Raw genomic sequence first — 18,752 nt, 5'->3', positions numbered from 1 at the left:
TCCCACGGGTGGGAATTGCCACCGTCCCCCACCGACAGCAGGGGCGGGATGGTCACCCATCCCGCCCCTGCCGCGGTGCGTTATGTGAACGGCCCTCATGGGCCGATGGAGGACGACGGTCCGCCGAACGCCGCCAGCGTAGCCGCGACGGCGACCGGCGTGGCCACGCTCGCCCGGGTCGCCGCCGACCTGTTACCTGGCAGCTCGCGGCCCGGATGGGCGGTGTCGAGCGGGGACGTTAGCGGCTCCCGATCAGGCCCGTCGAGGGCCACGCCGAAGCTCCACCGGAAACGGGACGACACCCGGCCGCACGACGCTCCCGACCGACCGAACGGTGGACCGGTCAGTTCGCCTCCACCAGCGGCAACGACTTCCCGACGCCGCCGCCCGGCAGCGCGATCGAGGAGAAGTGCGAGACCACGCGGTCGTCACTCGGGTCGTCGGCGGGCGTGCGGTGCACCGCGAGCCGGCGGTAGAGCGTGTCCCGCTGGGCCGGGATCCGGTCCGCCGACCGGATCATGCCGATCAACTCGTGCAGGTTGGACCGGTGCCGGGCGCCGGCCGAGGAGATGACGTTCTCCTCCAGCATGATCGAGCCCAGGTCGTCCACGCCCATGTGCAGCGCGAGCTGCCCGACGTCCTTGCCGGTGGTCAGCCAGGAGGCCTGGAGGTGCGGCACCGTCTCGAAGAAGAGCCGGGCCACCGCGACCAGGCGCAGGTATTCCAGCGCGGTGGCCTGGGTGCGGCCCTTCAGGTGGTTGTTCTCCGGCTGGTACGTCCACGGGATGAAGGCCCGGAAGCCACCGGTGCGGTCCTGCACGTCCCGGATCATCCGCAGGTGCTCGATGCGCTCCGCGTTGGTCTCGCCGGTGCCCATCATCATGGTCGCGGTCGACTCCAGGCCCTGCCGGTGCGCCAACTCCATCACCTCGAGCCAGCGCGCGCCCGACTCCTTGAGCGGCGCGATCGCCTTACGCGGCCGGTCCGGCAGCATCTCGGCGCCGGCGCCGGCGATCGAGTCCAGGCCGGCCGCCTTGATCCGGGCGATGGCCTCGTCCAGGCTCACGCCGGAGACCTTCGCCATGTGCAGGATCTCGCTCGGGCCGATCGAGTGGATGGCGAGCTGCGGGTAGGCCCGCTTGACCGAGGAGAACAGCTCCTCGTAGTAGTCCACGCCGTAGTCCGGGTGGTGGCCGCCCTGGAGCATGACCTGGGTGGCGCCCAGCTCGACCGCCTCGCCGCAGCGGCGCAGGATCTCCTCGGTCGGGTGGGTCCAGCCCTCGGCGTGCTTGGGGGCCCGGTAGAACGCGCAGAACTTGCACGCCGTCACGCAGACGTTCGTGTAGTTGATGTTGCGGTCGATCAGGTACGTGACGATGTTGTCCGGGTACCGGCGCCGCCGTACCGCGTCGGCGGCCTCGCCCAGCGCGTGGAAGGGCGCCTCGGTGTAGAGCAGCAGCGCCTCCTCGGGCGTGATCCGCCCGCCGTCCGCGCCGCGCTGCAGGATGTCGTCGATCTCCCGGTTCGCCGTCACGCCCCCGAGCCTACGTCGGGCCGGAACCGACCTCGTCAGCCGCATGCGGGCCAGTGGGTTCTGATACACGACTCCCTCAACTCGTGCATCAGAACAGTCGTCCGTGCACCAGAAAACGGTATTGTGTACCAGAAAATCCGTACAGGGCGTAGTTGAGGGAGGCTTGGTCGGGTTCGGGCAGTGACGACCGCTTTGCGCCTCACTCCCGGTAGTGCGAGATGATTTTCAGCCCGCGATCGTGTCTGATTCAGCGACCGGGCGGACCGCAACGAACCAACCGCCTGCCAACTGCGGCGCGACCCACCGCTGCCCTGAGGGCTTGGCTCGGTGATCCCCGAGCTGACGGGCCGTCAGGGGCGGTTCGGTGGGCCGGCGACGAAGGCATTCCAGGACCGCCGGCCGAAGGCCAGCACCGGCCCGGCCGGGTCCTTCGAGTCGCGTACGCCGACCACCCGCGCCGCCGTGGCCACCTCCACACAGTTGGCGTTGGAGCCGCTACGGGTGGACTTGCGCCAGGTCACGCCGGACAGCTCAGGGGTGGTCATCCTCGGCTCACTCTCGTTCGTGCTCCGCCACGTACCGCGCGACAAGCGCCATCGAATCGACGGGACTCAACGCCGCAGCGGTCAGCCTATCCGCCTCCCGCCGGAAGTGCGCCACCTGCGCGGCCTCCTCCAGGAACAGCCCGGTCAGCTTGTGGTCGAGACAGACCACCGACCGGTTGCGCGGGAAGTCGAGGAGCGCGAACGAGCCATCCAGGCCGGTGTGCGCGCCGACCGCCAGCGGCACCACCCGCAGCGTGACCGTGGGCCGCTCGGCCGCCTCAAGCAGGTGCCGAAGCTGACGGGCCATCACTCGGGGACCGCCGAGCGCCCGGCGCAGCACCGCCTCGTCGAGCAGCACGTGGAGAGCGGGCGGAGCGGGGCGACTCAAGATCGCCTGCCGGCCCAGCCGGGCGGCCACCCGCCCCTGCGCCTCGTCGGACGGCACGCCGCAGCCGACCATCACCGCCTGGGCGTAGTCCGGCGTCTGCAACAGGCCCGGCACCAGCAGCGGCTCCCAGTTCACGATGCCGGCCGCCTCGGCCTCCAGCCGGATCAGCGTGCGCGACTCGTCGGACAGCCCGCCGATCGCCTCCCACCAGCCGGTCTCGGCCGAGCGTTCGGCCATCGCGAGCAGCCGCCGGCGTTCCTCCCCGGTGACGCCGTAGATCACCAGCAGGGACGCCACGTCAGCGGCCTGGATGCCCTGCACACCGGTCTCCATCCGGGACAGTTTGGACGCCTGCCATTCCAGCCGGGCCGCCACCCGCCGCAGCGCGAGCCCTCGCGCCCTCCTCAGCTCGCGCAGCTCGCCGCCGAGCCCACGCCCGACGACGGTGGGCAAATTCGCCTTTGCCATACCGCCCCTTCCGACCTACCCGTGGATCGTCACGCTCAGGACATGCACCGTGGCATTGAGTATTGACTACCGCCTTACCGAAACGCAACCATGTAGAGCAACGTTGCGATTCCGTCTCTCGGGAGTCTCGATGCAGACCTGTCAGCCCACCTGGCTTCGGCCGCACGACCCGGCGGACTCGCCGGGCCCGATCCCGTCCGTGATCGACCGTTTCGGCCGACACGGTCGCGCCGAGCGGCAGTCCCTCACCGAGGCGGAGCGAGAGGCGGCCCGATACACCGTCGTGCTGGTGTCGCCGGAGGCGGCCGAAGCGCTCGGCGACGACCGGGGCGAGGTCGGGCTGCACCTGTTCCTGGATGACGACTGGGATCACCAGCCGGCGCACCTGGACGAGGCGGTCAAGATGATCGAGGAAGCCTGCGGCGAGCCGGTCAGCCTTACCGAGCACCACTCCGACCTCACCTACTGGACCGCCCACGTACGACCTGACCAGGCCACCGACCGCTGACAGGAAGTCCGTCGACGGCCAACGGACAGAGGTAGCTTGGTAACTGCCGGGGGCAGTAGCCCCCTGGAAGTGAACCCGGCAGCCTTCCGGACGGTGGGTGAGCCGGGCTTCGCGCGCTCAGCCAGGACCGACGACTGCGGCCCTCGTCCACGGATGGGACGAGGGCCGGCAGCCGGAAAGGGTCAGTTAGAACAGGCGGGGCAGGGCGGAGGTGGTCCAACCCGTCCCTACGGTGCCCCGGTTGCCCGCGAAGAGCCGGTTGTCGGCGCTCATGTCGCCGGTCGACTCGAACCCGGTCAGCGTCCCGTCGGCCGACTGGCCGAGCAGGTCCGCCCGGCCGTCCCCGGTCATGTCCCCGACGATCATCCGGGGCTTGCTCGCCTTGTCCCACGGCGCGCCCACGATCGGGTGAGGCTTCGGGAAGAGCCGGTTGTCAGCCGACAGGTCCCCGGTCGAGCGGTAGGCCCGCAGCGTCCCGTCCGTGCCGTGGGCGAGCAGATCGGTGATCCCGTCGCCGTCGAGGTCGGCCGGCACCACCCGCGGGTAGACCGAGATCGCCCAGTTGCCACCCACCGTCCGGCGGCCGGTGAACAGCCTGTTGTCCGCGGACACGTCACCGGAGGACGCCCAGGCCCACAACTCACCGTTGGACACCTGGCCGATGAGATCGGTCCGGCCGTCGCCGTTGAAGTCGCCCGGGAAGATCCGCGGGTACTGGGTCGTCGTCCATCCGCCGCCGACCAGGCGACGGGTGCTCGACGTGAAGAGCCGGTTGTCCGCGGAGAGGTCACCCGTCGACGGCCAGAGCCACAGGTCGCCGGTGGTGGTCTGACCGATCAGGTCGGTCTTCCCGTCGCCGTTGAAATCCCCCGGGAAGATCCGTGGGTACTGGGTGGTGGTCCAGGGCGAGCCGACCAGTCGACCCGGCGAGAAGAGCCGCGACGGGTCGCCGGTGGACGGCCAGACCATCAGGTCGCCGTCGGCCCACTGGGCCATCAGGTCGGACTTTCCGTCGCCGTTGAAGTCGCCGACGATCACCCGAGGCTTCTCGGCCGCGGTCCAGCCGGCGCCCACGGTCGGGAAGGGGGTCGGGAACAGGGTGCCGGGGATCGTGCCGGACGACTGGTAGAGCCGCAGGTCGCCGGTGGTGAGCTGACCGAGCACGTCGTCCTTGCAGTCCCCGGTGAAGTCGCCCGGCAGCACGACGGTGGCCTGGTCACCGGTGCCGGCCGTGCCGCCCTGCGCGTTGCAGTTCGCCGGCGTGTTCTGCCGGATCCAGGTCGCCAGGTCGTCGGTGCGCGCCTCGACCGCGTTCCGTCGGGTCTCCGCCTCACCGAAACAGCCGCCCTGCCACGACGTGTCGTGCACGGCGACCAGCTCCGGATTGGCGCCGCCCGTCCGGACCGTCGGCCCACCGGCGTCGCCCCGGCACGTGGTCGGACCGGAGCCGTCCTGGTTGGCGACATCGAGCCCGGTGGTCGTCACCGCGGCCACCGCCACGTCCACGCCGTGCAGCTGGTCCGGGATCCACTCGGTCGCGGTGCGGCCGAAGCCGACCGCCCGCAGCGTGTCGCCGGCCGCCGGGGCGGTCGTGCCCAGGGTGACCGGCCGGATGCCGGGCACCGTGCCGGCCAGGCGCACCAGCGCGATGTTGCGGCTCGGGTGCGGCACCACCCGGTTGACCGTCCGGACCTGGCCGGCGGTGGTGGTGAGGTCGAGCCGGCCCACCGTCACTGTCGTCGGCCGGGCCGGCGGGCCGGCCACCACCGGCGCACCGGCCACGCTCAGGCAGGACCGGGCCGTGATGACCCACTGGGCGCTCACCAGCGCCCCGGAACAGACCCGGTCGTCGCCGAAGGCCAGCCTGGCGGCGAAGGCGAACGCCGGATCGGTGACCGGGCTGCCGCCGCTCACCGCCCCGGCCGGCACCCCGCCGACGAGTCCCGCGCCGGCGACCGCGATCGTCCCGGCCACCGCCGTCCACCGCCGCCGCCGGCGTCCCACACGTCCATTCGACACACTGCCCCCGTTGATGACGAGCGCCGCGCCCGGACCCGGACGCGGCGCGACCACCCGCGCCGACGCACACGCTCGTGGCGTCACGCATCGGCCCGGGACGATGACGAGAGGCAATCTACGGCGTCAGCGGCGAACCCACTGCCCCGTCACGCGTCGTAGTCGACCGTCAGCTGCTCGCTCACCGGGCTGGACTGGCAGGTCAGGACGTAGCCGGCGGCCACCTCGTCCGGCTCCAGCGCATAGTTGCGGGCCATCGTCACCGCACCGGAGGTGACCCGGGCCCGGCAGGTCGAGCAGACTCCGCCCTTGCACGCGTACGGCAGCTCGCCCCGCACCCGGAGCGCGGCGTCCAGCACCCGCTCGTCCCGGCCCATGGTGAAACTCGACGAGCGCCCGTCCAGCACGATCGTCACCTCGGCGCCCGCGTCCGGCTGCTCGACCGGACGGCGCACCGGCTCCGGCGGGGCGTCCACGTGGAACAGCTCGGTGTGCACCGCCGCGTCGGGTACGCCGCGCCCGGCCAGCACCGCCTTGGCGTCCACCACCATGCCGTACGGGCCGCAGAGGAACCACTCCTCGATCCGGTCGCCCGGCACCACGGTGTCCAGCAGCCGGTTCAGCCGGTCCGCGTCGACCCGCCCGGACAGCAGCGCCGACTCGCCCATCTCGCGGCTGAGCACGTGCACCAGGTGCAGCCGGGTCGGGTAGCGGTCCTTCAGGTCGGCCAGTTCCTCGGCGAACATCACCGTGTTCGCCGTGCGGTTGCCGTACACCAGGGTGAACGTGCTCCGCGGCTCGACGGCCAGCGCGGTCGCGACCAGGCCGAGCACCGGCGTGATGCCGGAACCGGCGACCACCGCGCCGTACCGGCGGACCCGGTCCGGCGCGAACGCGGAGGTGAAGTGCCCGAGCGGCGGCAGCACCTCGACGGTGTCCCCGTCGCGCAGCGCGCCGCAGGCATACCCGGAGAACGCCCCGCCCGGGACCTCGCGCACCCCGATCCGCAACCGGCCGTGCCGGGCCAGCTCGTCCGGGGTGGAGCAGATCGAGTACGACCGTCGCGCCTGGCCGGACTCCGGGTCGTCGGCGACGGCCGGGCGGCGGACCGTGAGGTGCTGCCCGGCGGAGAACGCGAACGTCTCCCGCAGCTCCTCCGGCACCGCGAAGGTGATCGACACGGAGTCGTCGGTGAGCCGGTCGACGGCGGCGACCGGCAGCGGGTGGAAGACCGGCCGACGGCGGACCGGCCGGGTGATGGTGACAGTCACAGCGCCTTCAGGTGGTCGAAGGGTTCGGCACAGGAGCGGCAGCGCCACAGCGCCTTGCAGGCGGTGGAGCCGAACCGGCTGACCTGCGTGGTCTCCGGTGATCCGCAGCGCGGGCAGCGGACCGCCAGGGTCAGCGGCACCACCGTGTCGTCGCCGCGCCGGGCGGGCGGGGCGATGCCGGCGGCGGCCAGTTTGGCCCGGCCCGCGTCGGAGATCCAGTCGGTGGACCAGGCCGGCGCGTAGACGGTGCGGACCTCGGCGTCCGGATGGCCGGCGGCGGCGAGCGCGCGGCGGATGTCCGCGCGGATCACGTCCATCGCCGGGCAGCCGGTGTAGGTGGGGGTGATGGTGACGACGACCCGGCCGGTGGCCGGCTCCTCCTCGACCGCGCGCAGGATGCCCAGCTCGTCGATGGTGACGACCCGGATCTCCGGATCCACCACCGCCGCCACGGCCGCCCGCGCATTCACCAGCTTGCTCCGGGGTGGGCGCGGTGCAGCACCTGCATCTCGGCCAACAGGTAGGACAGTTGCTCGGTGTGCACGCCGTCCCGGCCCCCGCCGGGCGTCCAGCGCGTCTCCGGCCGGGTCAGCGTGGCCTCGTCCAGCACCGCGGCCACGGTGGCGTCGAAGTCGGCCCGCAGCGTGGCCGGGTCGACCGGCGCCGCCGGGTCGCTGGTGAACAGCTCGTGGACGTACGGCCAGACCTGGTCGACCGCGTCCTGCATGCGACGGTGCGACTCGTCGGTGCCGTCGCCGAGCCGCTTCACCCAGAGCGAGGCGTGGTCCAGGTGGTACGCCGACTCCTTGCGCGCCTTCGCGCCGATCGCGGCCAGCCGGTCGTCGCCGCCGCCGGCCAGCGCGGTGTAGAGCGGGAGCTGCCAGGCGGCCAGGAAGAACAGCTTCGCCATGGTCACGCCGAAGTCGCCGTTGGGCAGCTCGACCAGCAGGCAGTTGCGGAACTCCCGGTCGTCGCGCAGGAAGGCCAGGTCGTCCTCGTCCCGGCCGGCGCCCTCCAGCTCGCCCGCGTACGTGAGCAGCAGCCGGGCCGCGCCCAACTGGTCGAGGGCGATGTTGGCCAGCGCGATGTCCTCTTCCATCTCCGGCGCGCGGGTGGTCCACTCGCCGAGCCGCTGCGCGGCGATCAGCGCGTCGTCGCCGAGGGCGAGCGTGAAGTCGAAGACGCCGCTCACCGGGCCGCCTTCCGTTCGCGACTGCGGGGCTCGCAACACCGGCTCACTCCTCGCGCTCACAGGTGGGCCACCCCGTCCGGCACCTCGTAGAACGTCGGGTGGCGGTAGACCTTGTCGGCCGCCGGGTCGAAGAACGCGTCCTTCTCGTCCGGGCTGGACGCGGTGATCGCGCCGGCCGGCACCACCCAGATCGAGACGCCCTCCTGCCGGCGGGTGTAGAGGTCGCGGGCGTTGCGCAGCGCCAACTCGGCGTCGGGGGCGTGCAGGCTGCCGACGTGGGTGTGCGACAGGCCGCGTCGGGCCCGCACGAAGACCTCCCACAGCGGGGTGAGTTCGGTGCTCATGCCGTGCTGACCGGGCATGCCCTCACGGCCCTCGCTCCGCTCGGTGCGTTCGCTCATGCCGCGACCTTCTCCTTCTTCCTGTCGGCCCGCTTCGCGGCGTACGCCACGGCGGCCTCCCGTACCCACGCGCCGTCGGCGTGGGCCCGCTGCCGGTGCGCCATCCGCTCCCGGTTGCACGGCCCGTCGCCCTTGATGACCCGCATCAGCTCGGCGTAGTCGGGCTGGGTGTAGTCGTACGCCTGCCGCTCGTCGTTCCAGCGCAGGCCCGGGTCGGGGATGGTCAGGCCGAGCACCTCCGCCTGGCCGACGCACATGTCGACGAAGCGCTGACGCAGCTCGTCGTTGGAGAAGCGCTTGATCTTCCAGGCCATGGACTGCGCGCTGTGCGTGGAATCGCCGTCCGGTGGGCCGAACATCGCCAGTGACGGGTACCACCAGCGGTCGAGCGCGTCCTGGGCCATCGCCTTCTGGGCTCCGGTGCCGTGTGCCAGCGTGTGCAGGATCTCGTAGCCCTGGCGCTGGTGGAACGACTCCTCCTTGCAGACCCGGATCATGGCGCGGGCGTACGGGCCGTAGGAGCACCGGCACAGCGGCACCTGGTTGACGATCGCCGCGCCGTCCACCAGCCAGCCGATGGCGCCCACGTCGGCCCAGGTCAGCGTCGGGTAGTTGAAGATCGAGCTGTACTTCTGCCGGCCGTCGAGCAGCAGCTCCACCAGCTCGTCGCGGCTGATGCCGAGCGTCTCGGCCGCCGCGTACAGGTAGAGCCCGTGGCCGGCCTCGTCCTGCACCTTGGCCAGCAGGATGGCCTTGCGCTTGAGCGAGGGGGCCCGGCTGATCCAGTTCCCCTCCGGCTGCATGCCGATGATCTCGGAGTGGGCGTGCTGGGCGATCTGCCGGATCAGCGTCTTCCGGTACGCCTCGGGCATCCAGTCCCGGGGTTCGATCTTCTGGTCGGCGTCGATCACGTCGGCGAAGTACGCCTCGAAGTCCTCGTCCGGCCCGGGGCCGCCCCGGCGGGCCCGCGCCGCGGCCTCGCGCAGCGCCGCCTCCGCGGCTTCCACCTCGCCGAGCAGGCCGCCGCCCGGAGCGTCCTCGGGCGGGGCGAAGTCGTTGCCATACATGAGGCCAGTGTTACAGCTCGCGACGCGCGACACCAGAGGGTGTAACAGGATTCCGCCATCACCTCCGGTGGCCACGCGGCAGCCGAGGGTGGTCGCCCCTGAGCTGGGAAAACGTTTGTGACGTCGACCACTTGCCGGAAATGAAACCTCCCAGGAGCCGCATATCTGCTCAATATCCCGCCCACCCGGCGAGTCGCCGGGTGTCGGGATCTGGCGGAATGCCAGTCCGGAAGTAGACTTCCCCCGGCACACCGATCGGCTGCCGTTGATCGCCACCTTCAGGCCACCGTCCCCCGGCCTCGTGGTGATCGGGCCGAACACATGCGGAAGCCGGTCCCCCCGGCCATACATCTGGAGTTCACCCACTCATGCGACCTCGCGTGACCATGGTGCTCGCCGTCGTGGCAGTGCTCGTCGGCGGCGGCATGCTGGTGCCCGCCGCGTACGCCCAGCTCTCCGGCTCAGACGGCCCGAGCAGCCTCGGCGGCTTTGGCGGCGGCGCCGAGCAGGTGCCGGCGCCCGCCCCGAGCGCGCCCCCGTCCCCGACGCTGGCCGACGCCCCGGTCTCGGTGGATTTCCGGGGCGACTTCTTCTCCTGGGCGCTGATGGACCGCACGACCGGCACCGTCACCGGCGCGAAGAACATGAACCGGACCAGCTCCACCGAGTCGATGCTCAAGACCTGGATCGTCGCCGACTACCTGCGCCAGCTCGGCGACAAGGAACCCCCCGCCGATCTCAAGAAGGCGGCGAGTGTGGCCATCCGGGACAGCAACGACGACGGGGCGAACCGGGTCTACCGGGCGGCCGGCGGCTCCTACCAGAAGCAGCCGGGCAACAAGCTGAACCCGGTGCTCCAGCGCGCCGTCAAGATCTGCGGGCTGACCGACACCAGGGCCGGCAGCGTGCCCGCGTACCTGGGTTGGTGGAGCTTCACCGAGATGTCCCCCCGGGACGCGGTCCGGCTCGGCGACTGCATCGCCGACGGCAAGGCCGCCGGGCCGAAGTGGACAAAGTGGGTCATGAACGAGATGGCCAACGTCCGGGGCAGCATCAAGAGCCAGCAGGAGAAGTCCGGCGGCGGCAAGTGGGGCATCATCGACGGCCTGCCCGCCTCGATCAAGGCCCAGGGCCCGGTGAGCATCAAGAACGGCTGGACCCGGCTCGCCTACGACGGCAACTGGCACGTCAACTGCCTGGCGGTCACCGACAAGTGGAGCCTCGCGGTGATGATGCGCTACCCGGGTGCCGTCGGCCTCTCGTACGGCTCGAAGCTCTGCGCGAGCGTCGCCACGCAGCTCGTCACCCCGCAGCCCGGCGCCGCGCTCAAGGTGCCGCAGCAGCCGATCGGGAAGCTCTGATGGCCGGCGCCCGGCGACGGCCCGGCAGTCACCGCCGCCCGCTGGCGTTCAGCGCGGTGGCGGTCGCCCTGGTCGGCCTGCTGGTCCTCTCGCTCCGGCTGGTCCCCGGCTCACCACTGCGGCCGACCGCCGCCACGCACCCCGACGTGGCGGGTGAGCGATCCACCACACAGCCCACTGACCGTAACGACCGGCCGGCGCCAGCCCCGTCGGCGTCGCTGGAGCCGCTGCCGTTCCAGGCCAGAAACCTCGACGACCTCGACCTCAAGGGCTGGTACGCCTGGTCTGTGCTGGACAAGCGGACCGGACAGATCATCGGCTCGAAGAACATGGGCGAGACCAGCACCACCGCGTCCCTGATCAAGTCCTGGGTGGTCGCCGACTACCTGCGCCGCAGCGCCGAGGCGGGAAAGACCCCGAGCGACGCCAAGCTCGACGACGCCACGCGCATCATCCGCGACAGCGACAACACCCGCGCCCAACAGTTCTACGAGAGCGTGGGCAGCGCCGCCTCGATCAAGCGGCTGATCTCGATCTGCAAGCTGACCGACAGCAAGGTCGCCGCCGACGGCGGCTGGAGCCGGACGCTGCTGTCCCCGCGGGACACCGCCCGGCTCGGCCTCTGCATCGACGACGGCCGGGCGGCCGGGCCGAAGTGGACCAAGTGGCTGCTCAACGAGATGCGCCTGGTGCGCGGCTCCGGCGACTTCGGCATCCGCAAGGCGTTCCCGGCCGCCGAGCAGAAGAAGATCGCCATCAAGAACGGCTGGATCGACCGGCAGAAGGAACAGGAGTACCACGTCAACTGCCTGGCGATCGGCGACACCTGGACGATGGGCGTGATGGTCAAGAGCCCGTTCAGCGTCGGCGGGTGGGACTACGGCATGAAGGCGTGCGAGCAGATCACCGAGGCGCTGCTGCGCGAGCCGACCTGATCCCGGCGCGACGGCGCTGACCGCCGCCCCGGTCAGCGGTGGAAGAACTCCGGGCCGCCCGGCGGCAGCGCCGGCACCTCCCCGTACGCGGCGGCGCGGCGGGCGAACTCGCGCAGCCCGGCCACCTGTCGCTCGCCCAGCGAGAAGTCGAGCGTGCGGAAGTAGGTCGCCAGCGTCGCCGCGTCGAACGGCTCCCAGCGGGCCGCCGCCTCGGCCACCTGGTCCAGCTCGGCCAGGCACAGGTCACGCGAGCGCAGGAACGCCTCGTGCACCTCCTTGACCAGCCCCGGGTGGGCGGCGGCGAAGTCGCGGCGGACCGCCCAGACGGCGAACACCATCGGCATTCCGGTCCACTCGTGCCACGCCTGCCCGAGGTCGGTCACCGCGAGGCCCTTGCCGGGCGCCTCGTAGAGGGCGCGCAGCGCCACGTCGCCGATCAGCACGCCGGCGTCGGCCTCCAGCAGCATCTGGGTCAGGTCGGGCGGGCAGCGGAAATACTCCGGACGCACCCCGTACCGCTCGGCGAGCAGCACCTGGGCCAGCAGCACCCCGGTACGCGAGGTGGACCCCAACGCCACCTTGCCGCCGTCCAGCTCGGTCAGCGGCCGGGTGGAGACCATGTTGACCGAGAGCACCGGACCGTCGCTGCCGACCGCCAGGTCGGGCAGGAGCAGCAGTTCGTCGGCGTGCTTCAGGAACTCCACGAGCGTGATCGGGCCGATGTCGAGGTCGCCCCGGACCAGGTCGGCGCTCAGTCGGTCCGGTGAGTCCTTGTGCAGGTCGACGTCGAGCAGCGCGCCGGACCGCATCAGCCCCCAGTAGATCGGGAGGCAGTTGAGGAACTGGATGTGCCCCACCCGGGGGCGGGCGATGCGGTCGGCCATGACCCGACCGTATCCCCGTCATCGCCGCCCCGCCCCGCAGGGAGCCCCGGGAGTGGCCCATCCCCCACCGCGGCGCGCTCGGCGCGTGCCGCGCGGCGGACCGGCCCGGCCAGCGCCGCCACGACCAGCAGGCCGACCACCCCGCAGCCGACGACCAGCGGCCGGGGGTCGGCCACCGCCAGCAGCAGGCCGCCGACCAGGTAGCCGCCCATCGCGGCACCCTGCACCGCCGCCCCGAACACCGCGAACGCGCGCCCCCGGGCCGCCTCCGGCACCCGGCGGGCCAGCAGCAGGTTGTTGAAGACGTTGTCGCCGCCGTTTGCGGTGCCCCCCACCAGCCAGATCGGCACGAGCAGCCACGCCGACGGCACCGCCGCCGAGACGAGCACCGCCAGGCAGCAGCCGCCGAGCAGCAGCAGCCCGGCCCCGAGCAGCGCGCCGTCGTCCGCGAGCCGGCGGGCGACCCGGGCGAACAGCCAGGCGCCGAGCACGATGCCGGCCGTCCAGGCGCCGGTGACCAGGCCGTACACGGTGGTGGAGCTGTTCAGCGTCTCCCGGATGAAGAAGACCTCGATCACGTTGATCGCCCCCACCGCGCCGACCACCGCTGCCACGCTGCCGACCATGACCAGCAGCATCGGGTCGCGACGCAGCCGCCAGGCGGGCGTGGGCGCGGCGACGCCGGCCGCCGCCGTGGCCCGGCGACCCCGTCGGGTACGGATGAGCAGCGCGGCCACCACCAGCGCGAGGTAGCTGACCGCGTCCACGAGCAGCGGCACCCGGGTGCCGAACTGCCCGACGAGCAACCCGGCCAGCGCGGGCCCGGCGAGCGCGCCCAGCGTGCCGGCGGTCTGGTTGAGCGCGCCGGCCCGGGGCAGGTCCTCGGCCCGGACCATGACCGGCACCAGCGCGGCGAGCACCGGTTGGGTGACCGCGAGCCCGGTCGCCAGCAGCGCCACCAGCGTGAGGACCAGGGCCGGTGCCGTCGCGTACGCCAGCGCCGCGCAGATCGCGGACTGGGCCAGGCCGGCGACGATCAGCAGGGTCCGGCTGTCCACCCGGTCGGCGAGGCGCCCGGTCAGCGGGGCGAGCGCGACGAGCGGCAGCGTCGCGGCGAGCAGCAGCCCGGAGACGGCGAGGCCGCCCCCGCCGGCGGACTGGAGCGCGAGCGTCAGCGCGGTGGCGGCGAGGAAGTCCCCGCAGCTGGAGATGCCTCGGGCGGTGGCGGCGAGCCAGACGTCCGGCCAGCGCGACCCACCAGTTGTGAAGGACATACTTCGAAAATAATCCTTCACAACCGGTGCGCGCAACCCCGATCAGTCGATCGGCATCGCCCGGTACTGCACCGCCACCTTGCGCGCCCCCACCGGCGGTTCGGTCCGGTTCCGTTGCCGGTACCGAGACGTGAGTGCCCGGACCGCCTCGTTCAGCTCGACCAACTCCTCCGCGGTCAGCAGCAGCACGCTGTCGCTGAGCCAGGTCGCCTCGTACCACTCGCGCGGCTCGTCCGGCGCGCGGCGCATCCAGTCCCGGACCCGCTGGGCGTCCCGGACCAGGTGCGCCTCGACCAGCGCTGCCTCGGCGGCACGCGTGTCCGGGTCGGCGTCCGGCGCCGCCTCGACGGAGTACGACGGGTTCACCGCCTGCCACACCCGCTCCCGCGCGTCACCGCGGCCCGGCGCCTGTTGAACCAGGCCGAACTTCGCCAGCTCGCGCAGGTGGTAGCTGGTCGCGCTCGGCGACAACCCGGCGATCTCGGCGCACTCGGTGGCGGTCGCGCCGCCCTCCACCGCGCTGAGATGTTCGATGATCGCCATGCGGGCCGGATGGGCGAGCGCTCGCATCACCTGCGGGTCGCTGATCCTCACCCGGTGCTGTTCGGGACGCGCCTCGGTCATGCCCCCATGATCCCGCGTCGGCCGACGACGGGCGCGGGAGGTGAGGCCCGGACGGCGCGCTCGGTGGCGGCGACAGCGCGACGACTCGGGCGGTGGACCTCCACGTCGGGTGCCCTTTGCTCTGCACCCATGGACGCAGCGGGCACACGGAGCAACCGGGCCGCTCGCGCCTGCCGCCCGAAGGTCGGGCCATCACCCCAGCTCAAGGCAGTGATGCGTCGGCGGCTGCAGAGCAAAGGCACCGCAGCCACACCTCCAGGGGTCGAGCAGACGAACACGTTCCGTGACAACGCAAACGGCTATCGCACGCCCCTGGCAGTTCCTTATAGTGGATGACCGCCCGACGGCCGCGGTGAGCATGCACCGCAGCGGACGTCCCCGCGCCGGGAGCAGGCCAACCGCCCCCGGACACGCGAGCGAGCATCATGTTGAGCCCTGGGAGTTCACAGTGCCCGCACCGGAACTGACCGCCACCACCCCGCTCGACGACGAACTCGTCGCCGAACGGGCCCACCTGGACACCTCCCGCGCCGCGCTGCGCCGGATGCGGGAGCGCGCCGAGTCCCTGTTCGCCACCGGCGACAAGGTGGCCGGCGACGCGTACACCGCCGAACAGCTCGGCCGGCACATGGCCCGGCGGGTCAAGGAGCTGGCCGACGACCCGACCACCCCGCTCTTCTTCGGCCGGCTGGACTTCGGCGGGCCCGCCGACAGCCCGCCTGGCGGGGAGACGGACCCGGACCACGCCGGGCGGAACTACCACGTCGGTCGGCGCCACGTCACCGACGACCTGGGTGAACCGCTGGTGCTCGACTGGCGGGCCCCCGTGTCCCGATCGTTCTACCGGGCCAGCGCCCGCGACCCGCAGGGCGTCGCCGTGCGCCGCCGGTTCGGCTTCAGCGCCGGCGTGCTGACCAGCTTCGAGGACGAACACCTCGACCGGGGCGAGGAACTCGGCACGGCCAGCCGCATCCTCACCGCCGAGATCGAACGCCCCCGCGTCGGCCCGATGCGGGACATCGTCGCCACCATCCAGCCCGAGCAGGACGAGCTGGTCCGGGCCGACCTGGCCGACTCGATCTGCGTGCAGGGCGCGCCGGGCACCGGGAAGACCGCGGTCGGGCTGCACCGCGCCGCGTACCTGCTCTACCTGCACCGGGAACGACTGCGCCGCTCGGGTGTGCTGATCGTCGGGCCGAACCGGGCGTTCCTGTCGTACATCGCGGCGGTGCTGCCGGCGCTCGGGGAGGTCGAGGTCGAGCAGGCCACCGTCGAGGACCTGGTCGCCCGGGTGCCGGTCCGCGCGGTCGACGACCCGGCCGCCGCCGCGCTCAAGCACGACATCCGGATGGCCGAGGTGCTGCGTCGCGCCGTCGAGGCCCACATCGGTACGCCCACCGAGCCGATCATGGTCTCGGACGGCTCGTACCGCTGGCGGATCGGGCTCGACCCGCTGCACCGCCTGGTCACCGAGACGCGGCAGGAGGGGCTGCCCTACGCCACCGGCCGGGACCGGGTCCGGGCCCGGGTGGTGGGGCTGCTGCAACGCCAGGCCGAGGCCCGCCGCGCCGAGTCGCCGTCCGACGCCTGGCTGCGCCGGATGAGCCGGATCAAGCCGGTCACCGACCTGCTCGACGCGGTCTGGCCGGCGCTCACCCCGGACGGGCTGCTGCACCGGCTGCGGACCGACACCGAAGCGCTCGCCGCCGCCGCCGACGGGCTGCTCGACGCCGACGAGCAGGAGCTGTTCCGCGCCGGCAAGGTCGGACGCACCGCGAAGGCGACCCGGTGGACCGCCGCCGACGCGGTCCTCCTCGACGAGGTCGCCGGGCTGCTGGAGCGACCCGCCGGGTTCGGTCACGTGGTGGTCGACGAGGCGCAGGACCTCTCGCCGATGCAGTGCCGGGCCATCGCCCGCCGCAGCGAACACGGCTCCATCACGCTCCTCGGCGACCTGGCGCAGGGCACCGCGCCCTGGGCCGCGACCGACTGGCGGGAGTCCCTGGCCCACCTGGGCAAGCCGGACGCCGCGGTGGTGCCGCTGAGCGTCGGCTTCCGGGTGCCGGCCGCCGTGGTGGCGTTCGCGAACCGGCTGTTGCCCGCGCTCGCCGTCGACGTACCCCCGGCCCGGTCGCTGCGCCACGACGGGGCGCTCGATGTGCGTACCGTCGAGGACCTGACCGCCGCGACGGTGGCCGAGGTGCGGGCGGCGCTGGCGCACGACGGCTCGGTCGGCGTGATCGCCGCCGACGACACGGTGGACCGGCTCCGCGCGGCGCTCGACGCCGCCGGTGTCGAGACCGCGACCGCCGACGACGTCGAGGCCGCGGCGCGCGTCACAGTCGTCCCGGCGACGCTGGTCAAGGGCCTGGAGTACGACCACGTGGTGGTCGTCGAACCGGCCGCGATCGTGGCGGCCGAGCCGCGCGGCCTGCACCGCCTCTACGTGGTGCTGACCCGGGCGGTCTCCGGGCTGGCGGTGCTGCACCGCGCCCCGCTGCCCGCCCCGCTGGCCGGCTGACCGGCCCGGGGCAACCCGGCTGGCACCGACGCGGTACACAGGGAAGGACCGTCCCCCGCCCGAGGAGCCTGTGATGATCCTGGCCCGCGCCGAACAGGTCAGCCGCCGCTACGGCGAGGTGCTGGCGCTGGACCGGGTCGACCTGACCGTCCGGGCCGGGGAACTGGTCGGCCTGCTCGGCCCGAACGGCGCCGGCAAGAGCACCCTGATCAACCTGCTGGTGGGGCTGCGCCGTCCGACCGCCGGCCGGGTCGAGCTGCTCGGCGGTGACCCACGCGACCCGGCGAGCCGGCGGCAGCTCGGGGTGACCCCGCAGGAGACCGGCCTGCCCGGCACGCTGCGGGTCGGCGAGGTGGTCGACTTCGTCTCCGCGCACTTCCCCGACCCGGTGCCCCGGGGTGAGCTGCTCGACCGGTTCGGCCTCGCCGACCAGGTGCGGCGGCAGACCGGCGGCCTCTCCGGCGGGCAACGCCGGCGGCTGGCCGTGGCGCTGGCGTTCGTCGGCCGGCCCCGGCTGGTGGTGCTGGACGAGCCCACCACCGGGCTCGACGTGGAAGCACGGCACGCGCTCTGGGACGCGATCCGCGGCTTCCACGCCGACGGCGGCACGGTGCTGCTGAGCAGCCACTACCTGGAGGAGGTGGAGGCGCTCGCCCAGCGGGTGATGGTGATCGGCCAGGGTCGGGTGCTCGCCGACGACTCGGTGGCGGCGATCCGGGGCATCGTCGGCGTACGCCGGGTCAGCCTGGTCGCCGACGACCTGCCGGCGCTGCCCGGGGTGGTCGCCACCGAACGCGTCGACGGGCGGGTCCACCTGCTCACCACCGACGCCGACCAGCTCGTCCGCGACCTGGTCACCGCCGGCGTGGCGTTCCGCGACCTGGAGGTCCGCCCCACCTCGCTGGAGGAGGCGTTCCTCGCCATCACGGCCGACGCCCGGCCCGCGCCCACCCCCGCCTAGGAGACCACCGTGCCGCTCGCCCTGGTCCACGCCCGCTACCAGCTCCTGGAGATCATCCGGATCCCGGTGGCGGTGGTGGGCAGCGCGTTCTTCCCCGCCGCCGCGATGCTCTTCTTCGTGGTGCCGTTCGCCGGCGACGATCCCACCGGCGCCACCTACGCCACCGCCGCCATGGTCACGTTCGCGACCATGAGCGCCAACATCTTCCAGTACGGCGTGGGCGTCGCCGAGGACCGCGACCAGCCCTGGAACCCGTACACCCGGACCCTGCCGGCCGGGCCGGCGCCGCGCCTGGCCGGGCGGATCCTGGCCGGCCTGGTGCTGACCTACCTGTCGATGGTGCCGGTGGTGGTGATCGCGGCGGTGGCCACCGCGGCGCGGGTCACCGTGGCGCAGTTCCTGATCGGGCTCGCCGCGGTCGCCGTGATCTCGGTGCCGTTCACGCTGCTCGGCCTCGCGATCGGCTACTCGTTGCCGAGCAAGGCGGCGATCGTGGTGGCCCAGGTGCTCTTCTTCCCACTGGCGTTCGGCGGTGGCCTGCTCTCCGCACCGGACCAGGCCCCCGGATTCGTCCGGGCGGTCGCCCCCTACCTGCCGACCCGGGGCGCGGTGGAGCTGATGTGGGCGGCGGTCACCGACTGGCGGCCCGACCCCCGGGCGCTGGTGATGCTGGTGGTCTGGGTGGTGGCGCTCGCCGCGGTCGCCGGCTGGGCGTACCGGCGGGACGAGGGACGCCGCTTCCGCTGACGTTTTGTCCGGTTCCGGCCCGGCGGCCGGTCCGATGGTGCCACGATGCCGGCAG

18 protein-coding genes are annotated in these 18,752 nt (G+C 72.7%); 6 read left to right on the top strand and 12 right to left on the bottom strand.

The window, feature by feature from the left end:
• Nucleotides 1-343: 343 nt before the first annotated feature.
• The 3 genes from mqnC to C8054_RS00500 all read right to left on the bottom strand — a co-directional run bounded on the left by mqnC (nucleotide 344) and on the right by C8054_RS00500 (nucleotide 2,935).
• Entirely contained in the window at nucleotides 344-1,534 is a 1,191-nt protein-coding gene (gene mqnC, locus C8054_RS00510; protein ID WP_107154666.1) for a cyclic dehypoxanthinyl futalosine synthase, read from the bottom strand.
• A 350-nt stretch (nucleotides 1,535-1,884) separates the two neighbouring features.
• On the bottom strand, nucleotides 1,885-2,079 hold the full coding sequence (locus C8054_RS00505; RefSeq protein WP_107154665.1) for a DUF397 domain-containing protein: 195 nt from the start codon (nucleotides 2,077-2,079) through the stop codon (nucleotides 1,885-1,887).
• Nucleotides 2,080-2,086: 7 nt separating this feature from the next.
• Nucleotides 2,087-2,935 (bottom strand): helix-turn-helix transcriptional regulator, encoded by an 849-nt coding sequence (locus C8054_RS00500; protein ID WP_107154664.1) that lies wholly within the window; start codon nucleotides 2,933-2,935, stop codon nucleotides 2,087-2,089.
• 130 nt (nucleotides 2,936-3,065) lie between these two features.
• Here C8054_RS00500 and C8054_RS00495 point away from each other — a divergent pair, with 130 nt between their 5' ends.
• The gene (locus C8054_RS00495) at nucleotides 3,066-3,443 is read left to right on the top strand and encodes a hypothetical protein (RefSeq protein ID WP_107154663.1); all 378 of its coding nucleotides are present in this window, start codon (nucleotides 3,066-3,068) and stop codon (nucleotides 3,441-3,443) included.
• A gap of 186 nt (nucleotides 3,444-3,629) precedes the next feature.
• On the opposite strand, the gene C8054_RS31900 is transcribed toward C8054_RS00495, so the two are convergent.
• The 6 genes from C8054_RS31900 to paaA form a co-directional block, all read right to left on the bottom strand.
• A complete protein-coding gene (locus tag C8054_RS31900; protein ID WP_158273773.1) occupies nucleotides 3,630-5,417 on the bottom strand; it encodes an FG-GAP-like repeat-containing protein in 1,788 nt (595 codons plus the stop codon).
• A 191-nt stretch (nucleotides 5,418-5,608) separates the two neighbouring features.
• Entirely contained in the window at nucleotides 5,609-6,730 is a 1,122-nt protein-coding gene (paaE, locus tag C8054_RS00485; RefSeq protein ID WP_107154662.1) for a 1,2-phenylacetyl-CoA epoxidase subunit PaaE, read from the bottom strand.
• Nucleotides 6,727-7,203, bottom strand: coding sequence for a 1,2-phenylacetyl-CoA epoxidase subunit PaaD (gene paaD, locus C8054_RS00480; protein WP_107154927.1), 477 nt, complete (start codon nucleotides 7,201-7,203; stop codon nucleotides 6,727-6,729). Before paaD ends, paaE begins: the two co-directional genes overlap by 4 nt.
• On the bottom strand, nucleotides 7,197-7,958 hold the full coding sequence (paaC, locus tag C8054_RS00475; RefSeq protein ID WP_233219429.1) for a 1,2-phenylacetyl-CoA epoxidase subunit PaaC: 762 nt from the start codon (nucleotides 7,956-7,958) through the stop codon (nucleotides 7,197-7,199). Before paaC ends, paaD begins: the two co-directional genes overlap by 7 nt.
• Before the next feature lie 20 nt (nucleotides 7,959-7,978).
• On the bottom strand, nucleotides 7,979-8,266 hold the full coding sequence (gene paaB, locus C8054_RS00470; RefSeq protein ID WP_107154926.1) for a 1,2-phenylacetyl-CoA epoxidase subunit PaaB: 288 nt from the start codon (nucleotides 8,264-8,266) through the stop codon (nucleotides 7,979-7,981).
• 53 nt (nucleotides 8,267-8,319) lie between these two features.
• Nucleotides 8,320-9,390 carry a 1,2-phenylacetyl-CoA epoxidase subunit PaaA gene (gene paaA, locus C8054_RS00465; protein WP_107154660.1) on the bottom strand — a complete coding sequence of 357 codons (1,071 nt, stop codon included), beginning with the start codon at nucleotides 9,388-9,390 and terminating at the stop codon, nucleotides 8,320-8,322.
• A gap of 368 nt (nucleotides 9,391-9,758) precedes the next feature.
• Between paaA and C8054_RS00460 the strand changes: the two genes are divergently transcribed.
• Both C8054_RS00460 and C8054_RS00455 read left to right on the top strand, forming a co-directional pair.
• Nucleotides 9,759-10,751, top strand: coding sequence for a hypothetical protein (locus tag C8054_RS00460; protein ID WP_107154659.1), 993 nt, complete (start codon nucleotides 9,759-9,761; stop codon nucleotides 10,749-10,751).
• On the top strand, nucleotides 10,751-11,686 hold the full coding sequence (locus C8054_RS00455) for a hypothetical protein (RefSeq protein WP_107154658.1): 936 nt from the start codon (nucleotides 10,751-10,753) through the stop codon (nucleotides 11,684-11,686). Before C8054_RS00460 ends, C8054_RS00455 begins: the two co-directional genes overlap by 1 nt.
• Nucleotides 11,687-11,718: 32 nt before the next feature.
• Here C8054_RS00455 and C8054_RS00450 read toward each other — a convergent pair whose 3' ends face one another.
• The 3 genes from C8054_RS00450 to C8054_RS00440 are packed head-to-tail and all read right to left on the bottom strand — an operon-like array spanning nucleotide 11,719 to nucleotide 14,468.
• Complete coding sequence (locus C8054_RS00450) at nucleotides 11,719-12,570, bottom strand: menaquinone biosynthetic enzyme MqnA/MqnD family protein (RefSeq protein ID WP_107154657.1); 852 nt, start codon at nucleotides 12,568-12,570, stop codon at nucleotides 11,719-11,721.
• Nucleotides 12,495-13,844 (bottom strand): MFS transporter, encoded by a 1,350-nt coding sequence (locus C8054_RS00445; RefSeq protein WP_107154656.1) that lies wholly within the window; start codon nucleotides 13,842-13,844, stop codon nucleotides 12,495-12,497. Before C8054_RS00445 ends, C8054_RS00450 begins: the two co-directional genes overlap by 76 nt.
• Nucleotides 13,845-13,886: 42 nt before the next feature.
• Nucleotides 13,887-14,468, bottom strand: coding sequence for a helix-turn-helix transcriptional regulator (locus tag C8054_RS00440; RefSeq protein ID WP_107154655.1), 582 nt, complete (start codon nucleotides 14,466-14,468; stop codon nucleotides 13,887-13,889).
• A 448-nt stretch (nucleotides 14,469-14,916) separates the two neighbouring features.
• Between C8054_RS00440 and C8054_RS00435 the strand changes: the two genes are divergently transcribed.
• From C8054_RS00435 to C8054_RS00425, 3 genes are all read left to right on the top strand, one after another.
• Entirely contained in the window at nucleotides 14,917-16,989 is a 2,073-nt protein-coding gene (locus C8054_RS00435) for an AAA family ATPase (RefSeq protein ID WP_107154654.1), read from the top strand.
• A gap of 73 nt (nucleotides 16,990-17,062) precedes the next feature.
• Nucleotides 17,063-17,950, top strand: coding sequence for an ABC transporter ATP-binding protein (locus C8054_RS00430; protein WP_107154653.1), 888 nt, complete (start codon nucleotides 17,063-17,065; stop codon nucleotides 17,948-17,950).
• A gap of 9 nt (nucleotides 17,951-17,959) precedes the next feature.
• Nucleotides 17,960-18,697, top strand: coding sequence for an ABC transporter permease (locus tag C8054_RS00425; RefSeq protein WP_107154652.1), 738 nt, complete (start codon nucleotides 17,960-17,962; stop codon nucleotides 18,695-18,697).
• The last annotated feature ends 55 nt before the right edge of the window (nucleotides 18,698-18,752 follow it).

This window comes from Micromonospora sp. RP3T (assembly GCF_003027925.1).
GTDB lineage: Bacteria > Actinomycetota > Actinomycetes > Mycobacteriales > Micromonosporaceae > Micromonospora.
This window is presented reverse-complemented; position numbering and strand designations above follow the sequence as displayed.

Coding starts and splice junctions, on each gene's coding strand:
- C8054_RS00505 (WP_107154665.1), bottom strand. CDS start 2,079: ATGACCACCCCTGAGCTGTCCGGCGTGACCTGGCGCAAGTCCACCCGT.
- C8054_RS00500 (WP_107154664.1), bottom strand. CDS start 2,935: ATGGCAAAGGCGAATTTGCCCACCGTCGTCGGGCGTGGGCTCGGCGGC.
- C8054_RS00495 (WP_107154663.1), top strand. CDS start 3,066: ATGCAGACCTGTCAGCCCACCTGGCTTCGGCCGCACGACCCGGCGGAC.
- paaB (WP_107154926.1), bottom strand. CDS start 8,266: ATGAGCACCGAACTCACCCCGCTGTGGGAGGTCTTCGTGCGGGCCCGA.
- paaA (WP_107154660.1), bottom strand. CDS start 9,390: ATGTATGGCAACGACTTCGCCCCGCCCGAGGACGCTCCGGGCGGCGGC.
- C8054_RS00460 (WP_107154659.1), top strand. CDS start 9,759: ATGCGACCTCGCGTGACCATGGTGCTCGCCGTCGTGGCAGTGCTCGTC.
- C8054_RS00455 (WP_107154658.1), top strand. CDS start 10,751: ATGGCCGGCGCCCGGCGACGGCCCGGCAGTCACCGCCGCCCGCTGGCG.
- C8054_RS00450 (WP_107154657.1), bottom strand. CDS start 12,570: ATGGCCGACCGCATCGCCCGCCCCCGGGTGGGGCACATCCAGTTCCTC.
- C8054_RS00445 (WP_107154656.1), bottom strand. CDS start 13,844: ATGTCCTTCACAACTGGTGGGTCGCGCTGGCCGGACGTCTGGCTCGCC.
- C8054_RS00440 (WP_107154655.1), bottom strand. CDS start 14,468: ATGACCGAGGCGCGTCCCGAACAGCACCGGGTGAGGATCAGCGACCCG.
- C8054_RS00430 (WP_107154653.1), top strand. CDS start 17,063: ATGATCCTGGCCCGCGCCGAACAGGTCAGCCGCCGCTACGGCGAGGTG.